General features: G+C 59.1%; 14 protein-coding genes and 1 tRNA gene. 7 read left to right on the top strand and 8 right to left on the bottom strand.

Features of this window, described 5'->3' with window-relative positions; genetic code table 11:
• Positions 1 to 4: 4 nt before the first annotated feature.
• Positions 5 to 934: a LysR family transcriptional regulator gene (locus tag TU84_RS10110; protein WP_048368914.1), complete on the bottom strand. Its 930-nt coding sequence runs from the start codon at positions 932 to 934 to the stop codon at positions 5 to 7.
• A 125-nt stretch (positions 935 to 1,059) separates the two neighbouring features.
• On the opposite strand from TU84_RS10110, the gene araD1 reads away from it, so the two are divergent.
• The 4 genes from araD1 to TU84_RS10090 all read left to right on the top strand — a co-directional run bounded on the left by araD1 (position 1,060) and on the right by TU84_RS10090 (position 6,691).
• Positions 1,060 to 2,058: an AraD1 family protein gene (araD1, locus tag TU84_RS10105; protein WP_048368913.1), complete on the top strand. Its 999-nt coding sequence runs from the start codon at positions 1,060 to 1,062 to the stop codon at positions 2,056 to 2,058.
• Between the two features lie 69 nt (positions 2,059 to 2,127).
• Positions 2,128 to 3,447 carry an MFS transporter gene (locus tag TU84_RS10100; protein ID WP_048368912.1) on the top strand — a complete coding sequence of 440 codons (1,320 nt, stop codon included), beginning with the start codon at positions 2,128 to 2,130 and terminating at the stop codon, positions 3,445 to 3,447.
• Between the two features lie 23 nt (positions 3,448 to 3,470).
• Positions 3,471 to 5,027, top strand: coding sequence for a UxaA family hydrolase (locus tag TU84_RS10095; protein ID WP_048368911.1), 1,557 nt, complete (start codon positions 3,471 to 3,473; stop codon positions 5,025 to 5,027).
• 80 nt (positions 5,028 to 5,107) lie between these two features.
• Positions 5,108 to 6,691 carry an aldehyde dehydrogenase (NADP(+)) gene (locus TU84_RS10090; protein ID WP_048368910.1) on the top strand — a complete coding sequence of 528 codons (1,584 nt, stop codon included), beginning with the start codon at positions 5,108 to 5,110 and terminating at the stop codon, positions 6,689 to 6,691.
• Positions 6,692 to 6,694: 3 nt separating this feature from the next.
• Here the strand turns inward: TU84_RS10090 and TU84_RS10085 are convergent, their stop codons facing one another.
• The 3 genes from TU84_RS10085 to TU84_RS10075 form a co-directional block, all read right to left on the bottom strand.
• Positions 6,695 to 7,144 (bottom strand): hypothetical protein, encoded by a 450-nt coding sequence (locus TU84_RS10085; RefSeq protein ID WP_048368909.1) that lies wholly within the window; start codon positions 7,142 to 7,144, stop codon positions 6,695 to 6,697.
• 428 nt (positions 7,145 to 7,572) lie between these two features.
• Positions 7,573 to 8,853 carry a sensor histidine kinase gene (locus TU84_RS10080; RefSeq protein WP_048368908.1) on the bottom strand — a complete coding sequence of 427 codons (1,281 nt, stop codon included), beginning with the start codon at positions 8,851 to 8,853 and terminating at the stop codon, positions 7,573 to 7,575.
• Positions 8,850 to 9,536, bottom strand: a complete 687-nt coding sequence (locus TU84_RS10075) for a response regulator transcription factor (RefSeq protein ID WP_048368907.1) — start codon at positions 9,534 to 9,536, stop codon at positions 8,850 to 8,852. The genes TU84_RS10080 and TU84_RS10075 overlap by 4 nt, the downstream gene beginning before the upstream one ends.
• Before the next feature lie 230 nt (positions 9,537 to 9,766).
• On the opposite strand from TU84_RS10075, the gene bamA reads away from it, so the two are divergent.
• Both bamA and TU84_RS10065 read left to right on the top strand, forming a co-directional pair.
• Entirely contained in the window at positions 9,767 to 12,133 is a 2,367-nt protein-coding gene (bamA, locus tag TU84_RS10070) for an outer membrane protein assembly factor BamA (RefSeq protein ID WP_048368906.1), read from the top strand.
• 134 nt (positions 12,134 to 12,267) lie between these two features.
• Positions 12,268 to 12,855 (top strand): LysE family translocator, encoded by a 588-nt coding sequence (locus TU84_RS10065; protein WP_048368905.1) that lies wholly within the window; start codon positions 12,268 to 12,270, stop codon positions 12,853 to 12,855.
• Here the strand turns inward: TU84_RS10065 and TU84_RS10060 are convergent.
• From TU84_RS10060 to TU84_RS10050, 3 genes are all read right to left on the bottom strand, one after another.
• Entirely contained in the window at positions 12,852 to 13,676 is an 825-nt protein-coding gene (locus tag TU84_RS10060) for a helix-turn-helix transcriptional regulator (RefSeq protein WP_048368904.1), read from the bottom strand. The genes TU84_RS10065 and TU84_RS10060 overlap by 4 nt on opposite strands.
• 90 nt (positions 13,677 to 13,766) lie before the next feature.
• Entirely contained in the window at positions 13,767 to 15,113 is a 1,347-nt protein-coding gene (locus TU84_RS10055) for a glutamine synthetase family protein (RefSeq protein ID WP_048368903.1), read from the bottom strand.
• Between the two features lie 16 nt (positions 15,114 to 15,129).
• Positions 15,130 to 15,687 (bottom strand): helix-turn-helix domain-containing protein, encoded by a 558-nt coding sequence (locus TU84_RS10050; RefSeq protein ID WP_048368902.1) that lies wholly within the window; start codon positions 15,685 to 15,687, stop codon positions 15,130 to 15,132.
• A gap of 317 nt (positions 15,688 to 16,004) precedes the next feature.
• Between TU84_RS10050 and TU84_RS10045 the strand changes: the two genes are divergently transcribed.
• A tRNA-Gln gene (locus TU84_RS10045) sits at positions 16,005 to 16,079 on the top strand.
• Between the two features lie 138 nt (positions 16,080 to 16,217).
• Here the strand turns inward: TU84_RS10045 and TU84_RS10040 are convergent.
• Positions 16,218 to 17,294, bottom strand: coding sequence for an alkene reductase (locus TU84_RS10040; RefSeq protein ID WP_048368901.1), 1,077 nt, complete (start codon positions 17,292 to 17,294; stop codon positions 16,218 to 16,220).
• Between the last annotated feature and the right edge of the window lie 121 nt (positions 17,295 to 17,415).

Genomic DNA, 17,415 nt, shown 5'->3' with positions numbered 1-17,415 from the left:
GCGTTCATGTCTGTTTTTGGCGGGTCAGCTCATCAATCAGCAGTTGCGTCGGGGCGGTTAATGCCACGCCTTTGCGGGTGACAATTTCGTATGGCTCGCTGCGTGATTTCAAGTCCAGCGGCAAGCGCATGAGCATGCCGTGGGTCACCGCCATTTGCGCAACGTCCACCGGCATTACGGCGACCAGTTGCGGGTCCTGCAAGAGCAATGACAGCGTGGTGAAGGTCGATGAGGTTTCAATCGGATACGCCGGAAAGTTAAGCCCCGCTTCCCTGAACTCCCGCTCAAGGGTCAGGCGCATGGGCATGTTGACCGGGAACACCACCCACGACGAATCTGCCAGTTCACTCAACGCCAGCGACGTACGGCGCGCAAACCGGTGCGCGGTGTTAGCGACCACGATCAGCGGCTCCTGCTCGCGCAAGCGGCTGTCATAAGCCGCCGGATGTTTGCTGACGCTGGTGCGACATATGGCCAGGTCCAGGCGCCCTTCGTCGAGTAATCCCAACAGGCGAGCGCTGGTGTCTTCGACGATTTCTACCGATAACTGCGGCTGTTTGGCGCGCAATTGCGCCAGGCATTCCACCAGCACCGGCACTGCGCCCATGATCACCCCCACCGACAGACGCCCGCCATGGCCTTGCAAAATGCCGAGCATTTCTTCGCGCAGGTGCGCCACATCGGTATGTATCAAACGCGCGTAACGAATCACGCAACGCCCCAGATCATTGGGCGTCAGGCCTTTGGGCGTGCGCTCGAACAGGGTTGCGCCCAGCGTCGATTCAATTTCGTGCAGCGCCTTGGTCGCGCCGGGCTGGGTAATTGCCACAGACTCGGCGGCCTTGTGCAGCGAGCCGAATTCGTCCAGCGCAATCAACAACCGCAGTTGTTTGAGGCGCAGCCGGGAAATGATGGTGGTCAGGGATGGCAGCATGGGGATGACTATTGGTTATCGCTCAATCAGCATCTGTCATTAGGCAGCATCCCTGACAAAAATTAAAGTGAGCGCCAGAAGGGGTTAACGACCCGCCATAAAAATAATCTGCGAGAGTTCACTGCATGCGCTTGATCCAATTTGAAACAGCTCAAGGCCAGCGCCACGTCGGGGTGATCGAGGGCGATGAGATCCACGTGGTGCTGGGCACCGAAACCACCCGCGAACTGGCTCTGGAGGCCATTCGTAAAGGCCACGGCCTGGTCGCTGAAGTGCTGGCCCGTGGCACCGAGGCAAGTCCTGTCAGTTATAGCCAGACACTGGAGCAAGGCCGCGTACTCCCGCCGCTGGACCATGCAGACCCGGCCCACTGCCTGATCAGCGGCACCGGCCTGACCCACTTGGGCAGCGCCTCGACACGCGACAAGATGCACCAGCAAAACGCAGCCGATCACAGCGCCATGACCGACACTGCACGTATTTTTCAGTGGGGCATTGAAGGTGGCCGCCCGGCATCCGGCACGGTGGGCGTGCAACCGGAGTGGTTCTACAAGGGTGACGGCTCGATCGTGGTTCGCCCCGGCAGTGCGTTCAGCAAACCGACCTTCGCTGAAGATGCCGGTGAAGAACCCGAGCTGACCGGCCTGTATGTAGTGGGCGACGATGGCAAGCCCTACCGCGTAGGCTTTGCGCTGGGCAATGAGTTTTCTGACCACGTCATGGAGCGCCGTAACTACCTGTACCTCGCGCACTCTAAATTGCGCAATTGCAGTTACGGCCCCGAGCTGCGTGTCGGCGAGCTGCCGCGTCACCTGACCGGCATGAGCCGCATCCTGCGCGGGAACGAGGTAGTCTGGGAAAAAGAGTTTCTCAGCGGTGAAGACAACATGTGCCACAGCCTGGAAAACCTTGAATACCACCACTTCAAGTACCCGCAGTTCCTGCGCCCTGGCGATGTGCACGTGCATTTCTTTGGCACCGCCACTCTATCGGTGGCCGACAACATTCACACCCAGGAAGGTGACCGCTTCGAAATCAGCATGCCGGAGTTCGGCGCACCGCTGATCAACGGTATACAGGCAGGCACCGCTGAACTGCCAGCCGGGCACGTCGTAACGTTGTAGCAAGGCTTTGTGGGCTTACCTGCAAGCCCACTCCCCGCTTGATAAAAAACATAAAAAAGCGAGACGAACATGAACAGCAAAATTGCACCGGCCGCCCCCAGCCAGGCCGCCGGGCTTGCAGACGCCTCACGACCTACCACGGTGCGCTGGCGCATATTTTTGATCCTGCTGCTGTTGTCGGCGATCAACTACATCGACCGCGCGTCACTGTCGGTGGCCTTGCCCCTGATATCCAGCGAATTTGAAATGACCCCGGCCCTGGAAGGCCTGATGCTCAGCGCGTTCTTTTGGTCCTATGCGCTGATGCAAATTCCTGGCGGCATGCTCCTGGACCGTTTTCAGGTGCGCAATATCGTCGGTGTGGCGACCGTGGGCTGGGGCTTCTTCCAGGCCATCGCAGGGGGCGCCCACAGCTGGATGACCTTGCTCGCCACCCGTATCGGTCTGGGCGTTGCCGAATCACCGATCATGCCGGCCGGGGCCAAATTAAACGGTGCCTGGCTGACGCCCAATGAGCGGGGCCGCGGGGCAACCCTGGTGGATGGCGGCGCACCCTTGGGCACAGCCTTTGGCGCCATCATCATCGCGGGCCTGATTACCTGGTTCGACTCGTGGCGCATTGCGTTCGTGATCGCCGGTGTCGGCACCATGATCGTCGGTGTCTGGGCCTGGTGGTACATCCGAAATAACCCGGCCGAACACCCTAAAGTCAACGCGGCTGAACTGGCCTATATCACCAACGCCAATGCCGAAGCGGCGAAAACCAACGGCGAACGCAAAGCCATCCTCAAAGACTTGCTGAAAAGCCGTTCGGTATTGGCCATGTTCGCCGGGTACGCCTGCTACAACAGCGTGTTCTACGGCTTGCTGACCTGGATGCCGAGCTACCTGCACAAGGCGCACAACCTCGATATCAAGGCCATGGGCGGTGCAACGTTCCTGATCTTTATGTGCGGGTTTATCGGCGAGATCTTCGGCGGTTGGCTGGCGGACAAATGGAAGGACGCAGGCGGCGCTCCGAACAAGGTGATGCGCACCATGTTCGGCGGTTCGGCGGCGATTGCTGCGCTGTGCATCCTGCTGGTGGCCTACACACCGGACGCTTTCACCGTGATTTCGCTGCTCTGCGTGGCCCTGTTTTTCATTCGCTGGTGCGGCATGTACTGGTGCTTGCCAGCCATTTTGGGCGGTAAATCCAAGGCGGGCGTACTGGGCGGCAGCATGAATTTCTGCGGCAACATGGTCGGTGTCATCGTACCGATCCTGATCGGCCTGATCGTGCAGTTCACCGGTTCGTACTTCCTCGCGCTGATCTTCTTCGTGGTGATGGCTTTCGGTCTGATGCTGTTCTCATCCCTCATCGACTACCGCGAGCGCGGTCTGGCCTGAGCCTTTCACTGAGGTAACTGTTGATGCAACTCATAACTAAAACAGGCAGTGAAAATGCTGCCAACGCCGTGATTCGACTCAACCCGCTGGACGATGTGCTGATTGCCCGCCAGCCCATTCCCAAAGGCCTGATCCTTGAGGCCGAAGGGCTGACAGCGCTGGACGCTATCCCTTCGGGCCACAAGATCGCAACCCGTGATCTGCCGGCCGGCCAGGCGCTGCGCCGTTATGGGCAGATCATTGGCTTCGCCAGCCAGCCGATCAAAGCCGGTGAACACGTGCATGTGCACAACCTGGCCATGGGGGATTTTTCGCGCGATTACGCCTTTGGTGTGGATGCGCGGGGGATTCATACGCCCGACCAGGACACCTTTATGGGCATCGTGCGCGCGGACGGCCGCGTCGCTACCCGTAACTACGTGGGCATCCTGACGTCGGTGAACTGCTCGGCGACGGTGGCCAAGGCCATCGCCGATCACTTTCGCCGCGACATCAACCCGCAGGCCCTGATCGACTATCCCAACGTGGATGGCGTGGTCGCCCTGACCCACAGTTTTGGGTGCGCAGTCGACCCCGGCGGCGAAGCCCTGGCCATGCTGCGCCGGACCTTGGGCGGCTATGCGATTCACCCCAACTTCGCCTCGGTGCTGATGATCGGTCTGGGTTGTGAAACCAACCAGATCGCGGATTTGCTGGAGGCCCAAGGCCTGGAAAAAGGTGAATTTCTGCGCGCCTTTACCATTCAAGGCACGGGCGGCACGTCGAAAACCATTGCCAGCGGCATCGAGCAGGTTAAATCCCTGCTGGCCGAGGCCAACCGCGTCGAGCGTGAGCCGGTCAGTGCCAAACACTTGATCATCGGCTTGCAATGCGGCGGTTCCGATGGCTACTCGGGCATCACCGCCAACCCGGCGCTGGGCAATGCGGTAGATCGCCTGGTCGCGGCGGGCGGAACTGCAATCCTCTCCGAGACCCCGGAAATCTATGGCGCCGAGCATTTGCTCACACGCCGTGCGGTCAGTCGTGAAGTCGGAGAAAAGCTGATCAAGCGGATTCACTGGTGGGAAGACTACTGCAAGCGCATGAATGCCGAGCTGAACAACAACCCGTCGGCGGGCAACAAGGTCGGAGGCTTGACCACCATCCTCGAAAAATCTCTGGGCGCCGTGGCCAAGGCCGGCTCCAGTGACCTGGTCGATGTCTACGAATACGCTGAGACGGTGCGCGCCCACGGCCTGGTGTTTATGGACACACCGGGCTACGACCCGATTTCGGCAACCGGCCAGGTGGCGGGCGGCGCCAACCTGATTGCGTTCACCACAGGGCGCGGTTCGGCCTATGGCTGCGCGCCCTCGCCGTCGATCAAGCTGGCTACCAACACCCGCCTGTGGGAGACCCAGGAAGAAGACATGGACGTGAACTGCGGCGGCATTGCCGACGCCAGCATGACCATCGAAGAGCGCGGCGAGTACATCTACCGCCTGATGTTGCGCATCGCCTCCGGTGAGCGCAGTAAAAGCGAGCAGCACGGTTACGGCCAAAACGAATTTGTGCCATGGCAGATCGGTGCAATTACCTAAGCCCGTGATGACACACCACACCTGTGGGAACCGGGCTTGCCCGCTCCCACGGGTTTCATTGTTTTTTCAAGGAGATGGACATGACCCAGATTACCGGCCAGAACTTTATTGGCGGCCAGCGCAGCAGCGCTGGCGCTGTTCATTTGCAAAGCCTGGATGCAACGACCGGTGAAGCCCTGCCGTATCAGTTTGTGCAGGCCACCGACGCCGAAGTAGACGCCGCCGCCAACGCGGCCAGCGCCGCCTTCGCGGCCTTTCGCAGTTTGCCCGCCAGCCGCCGTGCGGAATTTTTAGAAGCCATTGCTGAAGAAATCGACGCGCTGGGCGACGAGTTTGTGGCCATCGTTTGCCGTGAAACCGCCCTGCCCGCCGGGCGCATTCAGGGTGAGCGCGGCCGCACCAGCGGGCAGATGCGTTTGTTTGCCCAGGTGCTGCGGCGCGGCGATTTTTATGGCGCGCGGATCGATCAGGCCCTGCCCGACCGCCAACCGCTGCCTCGCGCTGACCTGCGCCAATACCGCATCGGCGTCGGCCCGGTCGCCGTCTTCGGCGCCAGTAACTTTCCGCTGGCGTTCTCCACCGCTGGCGGCGACACCGCAGCCGCACTGGCCGCCGGTTGCCCGGTGGTGTTCAAGGCCCACAGCGGCCACATGGCAACCGCCGAATGGGTGGCGCAGGCGATTATTCGGGCTGCTGAACGCACCGGTATGCCTGCGGGCGTGTTCAATATGATCTTCGGCGCCGGGGTCGGTGCAACGCTGGTCAAGCATCCGGCGATTCAAGCCGTCGGCTTTACCGGCTCACTGTCGGGCGGTCGCGCCCTGTGTGACATGGCGGCGGCACGTCCACAACCGATCCCGGTGTTTGCTGAAATGTCGAGCATCAACCCGGTGGTGGTGCTGCCCGAAGCCTTGTATCAGCGCGGCGAACAGATCGCCAAAGAGTTGGGTGGCTCGGTGATGCTCGGCGCCGGTCAGTTCTGTACCAGCCCGGGCCTGGTGCTGGGGATTGCCTCACCAGCGTTCAGCGCCTTTGTCGATGCGCTGGGTTCGTTTTTCAGCGCCCAACCAGCGCACACACTGCTCAATGCCGGTGGTCTGAAAAGCTACGTCAAAGGCCTCAGCCATTTGGCTTCGGTCGAAGGCATTCGCCATCTCGCAGGTTCGCAACAACAGGGCAATCAGGCGCACCCGCAGTTGTTCCAGGCCGATGCCAGCCTGCTGATCGGCGGTGCCGAGGTGCTGCAAGAAGAAGTCTTTGGCCCGACCACCATCGTCATTGAAGTAGCCGACAAAGCGCAGTTGCTGCAAGCGCTGCACAGCCTGCACGGTCAACTCACGGCCACGCTAATCAGTGAGCCCGCGGACTTGCAAGCCTTTGCCGAAGTGGTGCCGGTGCTTGAGCACAAGGCGGGCCGCTTGCTGATCAACGGCTACCCGACCGGGGTTGAGGTGTGTGATGCCATGGTCCATGGCGGGCCTTATCCGGCGACATCGGATGCCCGTGGCACATCGGTCGGCAGCCTGGCCATCGACCGTTTCCTGCGACCGGTGTGTTTCCAGAACTACCCGGACAGCCTGCTGCCCGATGCGCTCAAGAACGCCAACCCGCTGGGGATCCAGCGCCTGCTCAACGGTCAGCCAAGCCGTGAGGCGCTGAACTGACGCTTACTGGTCAGCCGCGTAAATAACCGTTTGCGCGCCGTCCGGGGCCACGGACTTGAGGGTGAAGTAGGTGTCACCCTCATCCGTGAGAATCTCGTACTGCACTTTGCTCGGCACACGATTCGAGACGCTGACGTGCTTGATGATTTTCAGCACGCGCTGGAATTTCACATTCTGGGTACCGTTCTGGGCGGGGCCGGTGAGCACATTGACGGTCTGAAACCAGTCTTGATTCTTCTTGTGCGACACCAACGTATCGGTCAATGCCTCAAAGCGTTCAAGGCGGGTAAACCCCCACAAGGTTTGCTCTGCCGACGCCTTGCCCTGGGCGTTCGAACCGGTAAACACAAACAGATTAATGGCCGGATTGTCTTCGCAAAAAAAATCGTAGGGCACCAGCCCATCGACCATTTTCTTGCCCGCGACAAAGCCTTTTTTATGCACCAAAAACATGTTCACCTCCACTCAATGGCATCACCACAACCTCAGACAGTGCTGAGCGGGAAGTCTACGGGGGCAAGGCGTACAGAGCCGTCAAGGCTATGTAATATCGTGTAAAGATCACAAAACCTGTGGAGCGAGCTTGCCTCGCGATCTTTTGATCTTGGCTCTTTTTTCGGCCGCTGTGCGCCCGGACGTAGCCTCGCAAGGCTCGTCAACTGCTACGGGGGGTGTTTGCTCGCAGCCTTCGTGCCTTGTCAGCGACTACAGGGTGTACGCGATTCAAACTGTAGGAGCGAGCTTGCCTCGCGATCTTTTGATCTTGGCCCTTTTACGGCCGCTGCGCGCCCGGACGTAGCCTCGCAAGGCTCGTCAACTGCTACGGGGGTGTTTGCTCGCAGCCTTCGTGCCTTGTCAGCGACTACAGGGTGTACGCGCTCCTACACGGGGTCTTTGGGCAGGCTGATTTCTACGGTGAGGCCGCCCGAGGGCTGGTTGTAGGCGACGATGGTGCCGCCGTGCATTTCCACCGAGCGTGAAGCAATTGCCAGCCCTAACCCAAAACCGCCACCGGGTTCGCTGGCGCCGCGCTCGAAGGGCTGGAAAATGCTCTTCAGGCGCTGTTCTTCAACCCCCGGCCCATGGTCGGTAATTTGCACCTGCAAGCTGTTGCCCGCCAGACTGGTCTGGGTGGTTACCCGCACACGCGTGCCGGGGCGGGTATGGCGAACGGCGTTGCGAATCACGTTTTCAAAGCAGCGATACAGCAGTTCACCGCTCACCCGACTGACAAAAGGTGGCCCCGCCTGCAAGGTGACTTCGCAGTCTTTGACCCCCGCCTCAAACTGCGCATCTTCAACGATCAATCTGAGCAATTCGATGATGTCGACCAGCTCCCGCTCGATACTGTCGGGCCGCCCCTGAACGCGGGCCAGGGTCAGCAGCGCTTCAATCAGGGTGTCCATGCGCACCGACTCGCGCTCGATGCGCTCGACCATTTCTTTACGCCCAGGGTCTTGATGCAACAGCCCGATCGCCACTTGCATGCGGGTCAGCGGTGAGCGCAATTCGTGGGAAATGTCATGCAGCAAGCTCTGTTGCGCCTCGACCAGCAGCCTCAGTTGGTTGGCCATGCGGTCACAGTCTTCGGCCAGGTCGACGATTTCATCACGGCGCCCGCCCATCATTGGTTTGACACGCGTACCGAATCGGCCCTGGGCTACGTCACTCATGGCGCGGCGCAAAAAGGTCAACGGCCAGGTCAGGTAAAAGGCCATGTAACCGCTAAATAACGCGCTCATCACCGTGCCGATAATCAACGGCATCAGGCCCGGCCCTTCGCCAAACTCCGGCCCTGGTTCGCCGTGTTCACCCGGCGCGCGGGTCGAGCGGATAAACAGTTCGATGCCTTCTTTGCTCAGCACCGCGCGCTCAAACACCGGGTGCAATACGGGTGACCCGGCCAGCAATTGCCCGCTGCTGTCATACACGCCAATGGCTTGATCATCGGGGTGGCGCCAGACCGTGAGCAGTTGCATGCCCGACTCGACACCAAAGGTTTCAAGCAGGTGGATTTCGCTGGTCAAGATGGTGTCGAGATGCGGGTCCCCCGGTTTTGATTTGCTCAGGATCACAAAGCCCATGCCGACAAAAAACGTCAGCGTGGTGGCCAGCCAGAACGCCAGAAACAGCTTCCAGAACAGTCGACTCGCTTTCATTATTCAGCGATCAACAGGTAGCCCAGGCCGCGCACGCTCTGGATCCAGGCTTTGGCATCAGGACGCGGGCCGAGTTTTTGCCGAATGCTGCTGATGTGCACGTCTATGCGCCGGTCATAGCGGGTCAACGGGCAGCCCAGGGCATTGAGCGACAAATCTTGCTTGCTAACCACTTGCCCGGCGCAGCGGGCCAGTTCTTCGAGCAGGCTGAACTCCGTACTGGTCAGGCCCAGCTCATTGCCTTGCCACAGCGCCTGGCGTTTGCCGGGCCAGAGCACCAGTTGGCCGGTTTTGATCGCTTCGGTGGCGGTCTGATCAGGGGCGGGATTGACCCGACGCATGATCGCCCGCAAACGCGCCACCAGTTCACCCGGCGAGCTGGGTTTGGGCACGTAGTCATCCGCGCCCAGCTCAAGGCCGGTAATGCGGTCAATGTTGTCACCACGGGCGGTCAGCAACACCACCGGCACCTGGCTGCGCGCACGAATGCGCCGCAGCACTTCGATCCCCGACAACCGGGGCAACATCACGTCCAGTACAACAATGCTGTAGCGACCGGACAACGCCTGGACTTCGCCCTCTTCGCCGCTGTGCACGGCGGTCGCAGCAAAACCTTCGCGCTCCAGATATTCACTGAGCAGTGCAGTCAGTTCCTGGTCATCGTCGACGAGCAATACACGGATCATGGCGAACTCTTGCAAAGGGGGGCCAGGCATTATCGTAGCTGAACCGTGCAGCGTCATCGCGTAACGCCAACCTTTACCTAACTTGACACTGGGTTAACCGCACCAAACGCCCCGAGCTTTTATGCTGGCGCTCCACCCGCTTGCGTGGCTCGCGGAGCATGGCGTCTGCTCGAGCCATCCGCACGCCCGCCAGCGCTGCTTGTCGATGTGTTCTGGAAATAAAGATCTTGATGAATTTTCCGCGCCTGCTCTGCTCGGTTGCACTGCTGCTCAATGCCACCCTTGCACATGCCCAGGGTTTCAAAATTTCTGATATTCGAATCAACGGCTTGCAGCGGGTTTCCGCCGGTAGCGTGTTCGGCGCCCTGCCCTTGAATGTCGGCGAAGAAGCGGATGATCAGCGCTTGGTCGAATCCACCCGCGCACTGTTTAAAACCGGGTTTTTCCAGGACATTCAGTTGGGTCGCGATGGCGACGTTCTGGTCATCACCGTGGTTGAACGCCCGTCTATCTCCAGCATTGATATAGAAGGCAACAAGGCCATCTCCACCGACGACCTGATGAAAGGCCTCAAGCAATCGGGGCTGGCCGAAGGCGAGATTTTCCAGAAGGCCACCCTTGAAGGCGTGCGCAACGAACTGCTGCGCCAATACGTCGCCCAAGGCCGTTACTCGGCCTCGGTAGACACCGAAGTCGTCTCCCAACCGCGTAACCGCGTGCAGTTGAAGATCAAGATTGACGAAGGCCAGGTGGCGGCGATCAAGCACATCAACGTGGTCGGCAATAGCGTGTTTGATCAGGCAGAACTCGACGACCAGTTCACCCTCAAGACCACCAACTGGCTGTCGTTCTTCAAGAACGATGACAAATACGCCCGCGAAAAGCTCACCGGTGACCTGGAGCGCCTGCGCTCTTATTACCTGGACCGCGGCTACATCAACATGGAGATCATCTCGACTCAGGTCTCGATTTCGCCTGATAAAAAGCAGGTATTCATCACCGTCAATATCAATGAAGGTGAAAAGTACACCGTGCGCGACGTGTCCTTGCGCGGCGACCTGAAAATCCCCGAGGACCAAATCAAAGCCTTGCTGCTGGTGCAGAAGGGCCAGGTGTTCTCGCGCAAACTGATGACCACCACCTCTGACTTGATTACCCGGCGCCTCGGCAACGAAGGTTATACCTTTGCCAACGTCAACGCCGTGCCTACGCCGAATAAAGACGACCACACGGTTGATATCGTGTTTGTGGTCGACCCGGCCAAACGCGCGTACGCCAACCGCATCAATTTTCGCGGCAACACCAAGACCGAGGACCAGGTGCTGCGCCGTGAAATGCGCCAGATGGAAGGTGGCTGGGCCTCGACCTACCTGATTGACCAGTCCAAGGTGCGCCTTGAGCGTCTGGGCTACTTCAAGGAGGTCAACGTTGAAACACCGGCCGTGGCGGGTGTCGACGATCAGGTGGACGTGAACTACACCGTTGAAGAACAGGCCTCGGGGTCGATCACCGCCAGTGTCGGCTTTGCCCAGAACGCCGGTTTGATCCTCGGCGGCTCGATCACCCAAAACAACTTTTTGGGCACGGGTAACTCCGCCAGCCTTGGCCTGACTCGCTCCGAGTACCAAAGCAAATACAACATCGGCTTTACTAACCCCTACTTCACACCGGACGGCGTTAGCCTTGGCTACAACGCGTTCTACAACAAAACCGACTACAACGATTATTACGACGATGGCGTGTCGTACTACTCGATCAACAGCTACGGTGCCGGGATAACCCTGGGTTACCCGATCAACGAAACCTCACGGGTCAGTTTTGGCCTGACCGCGCAGCACGATGAACTCAAGCCCGGCACCTACAGCGCCGATGAGATCTATGACTTTATCCAGCGCGACGGCAAGTCCTTCACCAACTTCAAAGCCAATCTGGGCTGGTCGGAATCTACCCTGAACAAAGGGATTCTGGCGACACGAGGTTACTCGCAAAACCTCAACCTGATGGTCACAGTGCCCGGCAGCGACCTGAGTTTCTACAAAATCGATTACAGCGGTCAGACCTTCCTGCCACTGACTCAATCCACCTCGCTGCGTTTTCATACCAACTTGGGCTACGGCAATGGTTACGGCTCGACCGACGGCCTGCCGTTCTATGAAAACTACACTGCAGGCGGTGAAGGTTCGGTGCGCGGCTTTGAAAGCGGCACCCTGGGCCCACGCAACACCCCGGCCACCGGCAAATACGCCAGCATGGGTCAGGAGTACTACACCGATCGCAAAACCGATGCGCTGGGCGGCAACATCATGATCACCGGCGGCGTCGAATACCTGTTCCCGATCCCCTTCATCAAGGACAACAAATCACTGCGAACTTCGTTGTTCTGGGACGTCGGTAGCGTGTATTCGGACAAGTGCTACTTGAGTACCACCACCGGCTGCGACGGCGTAGACCTGAGCCAGATGGCCAGCTCGTTGGGCGTGGGCGTGACGTGGTACAGCCCGATGGGCCCGCTGAGCGTCAACCTGGCCTTCCCGGTGCGCAAACCGACCGATGCCGAGACGCAAATCTTCCAGTTCTCGCTGGGGCAAACGTTCTAACCCGCCCAGCAGCGCGAGCGCGTAACTCGTCAACGAATACGCCCTCTCTTTGCTTAGGTTGGGCAGTTTTGTTCAATACCCGGGTCATTCAACTCCGCATACTTGCCCCCTAATTGACAAGCAGGAGTTGAAGAATGAGCGTGCTCGTTTCCATGGCTGTATTCGCCCTCGCGGCCTCCATTTCACCGGGCCCGGTTAATGTCGTGGCGCTGAGTTGCGGCAGGCAATTCGGGCTGGGGCCCAGCCTGCGCCATGTTCTTGGCGCAACGGTGGGCTTTGTGGTGCTGCTGTTGTTCACAGGGTTTGGGCTGCACGAGGTGCTGAGAAAATGGCCGCTGCTCACCGACCTGATCCGCTGGGCCGGTATGGCCTTTTTGCTGTACCTGGCTTGGAAGCTGGCAGCCGATAACGGGCGCCTCGATGCCCAAGGCACGATACTGCAACCGTCGTTCATGAACGGCGCGATGATGCAGTGGCTGAACCCCAAAGCCTGGCTGGCCGCCATCGCAGGGATGGGAGCATTTGTCGCCAGCGGCGAAGCCACGCTGATCTGGACCTTCGCACTGATTTACTTTGTGATTTGCTATGTGTCAGTGGCGTGCTGGGTCTACGCCGGTGCTTTTCTGAACCGCTACCTGCACAACGCGTCACGCATACGGATGTTCAATCGCTGCATGGCATTGCTGCTGGCATCCTGCGCGGTGTCGTTATTGTGGATTTAAGCCTTGTATTGACCCGGCGTGGCCGCAAGGTGCTTTTTGAACACCCGTTGCAAATGGGCCTGGTCGGCAAAACCGCTTAACTGGGCAATGGCGGCAATGGAGGTGCCGTCGCGCAGTTGGGCCTGGGCATGCTGCACCCGGCGATTGGTCAGGTAGGCATGGGGCGTCATGTGATAGCGCTGCTCAAACGCACGAATCAGATAAGCCTGCGACAGATTAGCTGCTTCACACATGTCTTCCAGCCGGATCGAGTGCATGAATTGCGCATCGATGTACGCGGCGACACGCTCTATGCGACGGTTGGCAACCCTGGGGAGCAATTTCGAGCCGCCCAATGACTGCTGCAACAGCGAGAAAAAGCCAACGGCAGCTTCATGCTTGGCCAGCGTCTCGCTAAGGGGATCGATCAGTTGCGCATACAACCCAAGCAACCCGTTGAACAGTTCGGGCAATTGCGTGTGCGTCGCAGCAATGGGCTGAAACGCTTGCCTGGCGCCGCGCCCGCTGGCGTGCTGAATGCCTGCCAACCACTGCGGGTCGACATAAAACATCAGGTAAGACCATGGCTGGTCTTCAATGGGGTTGCAGGCATGCACTTCACCCGGATTCATTAACACTACAGTGCCAGTACTGACGGTATGACGGATTTTCTCGTGCAGGTAAGTAGAGCGCCCGCCAGTGATCGCGCCAATGGAAAACACTTCGTGAGAATGCCGGGCATAACACACCTTGCGGCCATCGGCGATTGAGCGCGCCTCGATAAAGGGCATCTGCGGGTCACGCCAGAATCGTGGGGTGGCGCTCGATACATCGCTGGACATGGTGTTTACCTGATCACGGGGCGGGTCTTTGCGAAATGTATCTTAATTCAGATACATTTCGAACAACCTGCGGGTTGGACAAAGACCGCCTCACATAAACCAGCGGTACTCCCGCGCGCTGATGTCTTGCATAAACGCCAGATGGTCCTGGCGTTTGTTTTCACAATAAACGTCGACGAACTCGACCCCTAAACCTGCGCGCAACTGCGGTTGGGGCTGCATGGCGCGCACGGCTTCGAGCATGTCCAGCGGGAAGTCGACGCCGCTGTTGCGGTCTTCGTTGAGCGGCGCAATCGGCTCTTTGGCCGATTCAAGCCCGTGCTCAAGCCCCACCAGAATAGCCGCCAGCACCAGATACGGGTTGGCATCGGCGCCCGCCAGACGGTATTCCACCCGCAGGTTTTTGCTGTCTGACTCGGGAATCCGCAAGCACGCGTCGCGGTCCTCAAAGCCCCAACTGGCGCGGGTGGCGATGTTGGTGGTGCCACCCAGACGGCGGAATGCGTTGTGGTTGGGGGCAAAAATCGGCATGCACGCGGGCAAGAGTTCCAGGCAGCCGGCAATGGCGTGACGCAGCGGTTGCTGTTGATTGGCCGCCAGCAGGTTGTTGCCCGCCGCGTCATACAGGCTGACGTGCACATGCATGCCGCTGCCCGGCTGATGCAGGTAGGGCTTGGACATAAAGCTGGCCCGGTAACCGTGCTTCATTGCAACACCCCGGGTGCTGCGGCAGAACAGCGCTGACCAGTCGGCGGCACGCAAACCATCGTCAAGGTGGCCAAAGTTGATTTCAAACTGGCCCGGGCCCAGTTCGGCGGTGATGACCGTGGCATCGATACCCTGGATTTGCGCCGCCTCAACCATTTCATTGAGCACCGGGGCAAAACGCGACAGGCGCTCGATGTGCATGTTGGGCTGGTCATCGGTGCCGTCGGTGAACGGGTCACGGGCAAATTGCGGCAGGCCATCACGCAGGTGCTTGTCGAAGAGATAAAACTCCAGCTCAAACGCCACCACCGGATGAATGCCTTTGCTGGCCAACCGGTTAAGCACTTGCGCGAGGACTTCACGCGGCTCGAATTCGATGGGTTTTGCCGTGCCGTCAGAGGTAATCAGCATCTGCCCCAGAGGCTGGCCTTCCCAAGTCACCGGCTTGAGTGTGCCGGGCACCAGACGGCGCACGGCATCAGGGTCGCCATCGTTAAAGCAATAATCACCGATCTTGAACAACCCGCCCTGCGCCCCCAGCAACACGCAGTTTTGCGGCAACTTGAGCGCGCTGCCCCCCGCGACTTTTTCCAGCATGTCGATCGGATAACGTTTGCCGTAAAAATGCCCCGGTATGTCCAGGGAAATCAGGTCGACATACCGCACATCCGGGTAGCGCTGGCGAAAGGTCCGCACTTCGGCCAACAGGTCAGAGCACGCAGCATCCATCGTATTCATCCTTAAATCAGGTGTAGACCCACAGCACGCGTGTGAGCTGCTCGGTCAGGTTGGCGTAACGGCACAAGGTGTTGCTGTCGAACTGAAAACTGTCGCCGGCGCGCAAGGTCACCGGGTCTTCGTCATCGCCCAGCCATAAGGTCAGCTCGCCCTCCAGCACATAGCCGCCCTGCTCGGAGCTGTCGAGCATGTGCCGCTCGCCGCTGGTGGCACCCGCCTCCAGCAGACTTTCGAGCATGGAAAACGATGCGCGGATTTTCGGCGAAACCAGAATGTCGGTGATGCCGTTGGCCAGGTACAGGGTGCGGCGCTCGTCCGGCCGAGTGACCCAGGACAAGGCTTTGGGCTTGGGCATGTTGTAGAAATAGGTGGTCGGTACGTCCAGCGTTTCGCTGATGGCGGTGAGATCTGCCACCGTCGGCCGCGACAGACCGCGCTCAACCTGAGACATAAAACCCACCGAGCGGCCAATTTTATCGGCCAGTTCCGTGAGGGTGACTTTTTTGTGCTTGCGCAGATCGTGAATGAGGATCGCCAGCGCAGCGATTTCTTCTTGTTTATTCACGCCCTGATTCCGCACAGCCTTGAAGGCACATTTATACCGCCATGAAATTTATTTAGCTTAATTTCATGAAAAATTACTCGGTAAATTTCACAAGCGCAAGGCTATTTTTTGACCAGACAAGAGCGCGCCAGGGCAAAAAAACTCTCGGTATGCCCTAAAAAAATACTAAGCGGCTGTTTTTACGTGATTTTTTTCATTCAGGGGGTTCACAGGTCGAGAAAATGTCGATATATTCTCGCCCACTCTTACAGCAGATCTTAAAGACCTCGCAGTAAGCAGCGTCACACAGAGTGCCAGGCACTCTTCGCAACAGATACAGGGGCGTCGCCAAGCGGTAAGGCAGCAGGTTTTGATCCTGCCATGCGTTGGTTCAAATCCAGCCGCCCCTGCCATTTTCCAGTGTTATTCAGCCGCCAGGCATCCAACGAATAACCCAAAAAATTCGCAATACCTGTAATCGTTGCCCAAGCATGAGGCTGCGAAAATCGTTTTATTTACCTCTTCTCGCAGCCTTCGTGCCTCGTCAGCGACTACAACGTCGGGTAGTCGATATATCCGGCAGCGCCCCCGCCATACAGGGTGTTCGGATCCAGCTCAGCCAGAGGCGCACCGGTTTTCAGGCGTTCGACCAAATCCGGATTGGCAATAAATGGCCGCCCGAACGCGAACAAATCTGCCTTGTTTTCTGCCAATTGCTGCTTCGCCAGCGCCAGGTCATAGCCGTTATTGGCGATGTAGGTATTTTTGAAACGTCGACGCAGCCCGGCATAGTCAAAGGGCGCCACATCACGCGGCCCACCGGTCGCACCTTCCACTACATGCAGGTACACCAGGTCGAGCGCCGATAACTGGTCGACGATGTAATCAAACTGCGCCTGCGGATCGCTACTGGTAATCCCGTTGGCCGGGGAAACCGGCGAAATACGGATACCGGTGCGCTGCGGGCCGATCTCGCTGGCCACCGCCGACGCCACCTCCAGCAACAAGCGGGCACGGTTGACGATGGAACCGCCATAGGCGTCGTCACGCAGGTTGGCGCCGTCTTTGGCGAATTGGTCCAGCAAGTAACCGTTTGCGCCATGGATCTCGACCCCGTCAAAGCCTGCCTTGATGGCATTGGCGGCGGCCTGACGAAAATCGTTGATGATGCCCGGCAACTCCTCAAGCTCCAGCGCCCGAGGTTCAGAGACGTCCACAAAACTGTTATTGACGAAGGTTTTGCTCTCGGCCCGCAGCGCTGAAGGCGCGACCGGAGCACCGCCATCGGGTTGCAGGTCTACGTGGGAGATCCGTCCCACATGCCATAACTGGGCAAAGATCCGCCCGCCCATGGCATGCACGGCATCAGTCACTGCACGCCAGCCGTCAATCTGCGCCGGGGAATAAATACCGGGCGTGTCCTGATAGCCCTGCCCTTGCTGAGAAATTTGCGTGGCTTCTGAAATCAGCAAACCGGCCGAGGCCCGCTGGCCGTAATACTCTGGCGCAAACTCACTGGGCACAAACCCTTTACCCGCGCGGTTACGCGTCAGCGGCGCCATCACGATGCGGTTGGCAAGCGTAAGGTGCCCAAGGGCGTAAGGCTCAAACAACGTCTTTTCGGTCATGGCTGCAGTCCTTTTGAGGAATGGCGAAGGACTGTGAGCATAGACCCCGGCGCCTCATGCTGCCGGTGCCAGTAAAAGATCTTGACGACTGCTTCGCAGCCGGACGTAGCCTCGCTGAGCT

Origin of the sequence: Pseudomonas helleri, assembly GCF_001043025.1 — a bacterium.
Lineage (GTDB): Bacteria > Pseudomonadota > Gammaproteobacteria > Pseudomonadales > Pseudomonadaceae > Aquipseudomonas > Aquipseudomonas helleri.
Note: the sequence above shows the minus strand (reverse complement) of the source record. Positions and strands in the feature narration are given on the sequence as shown.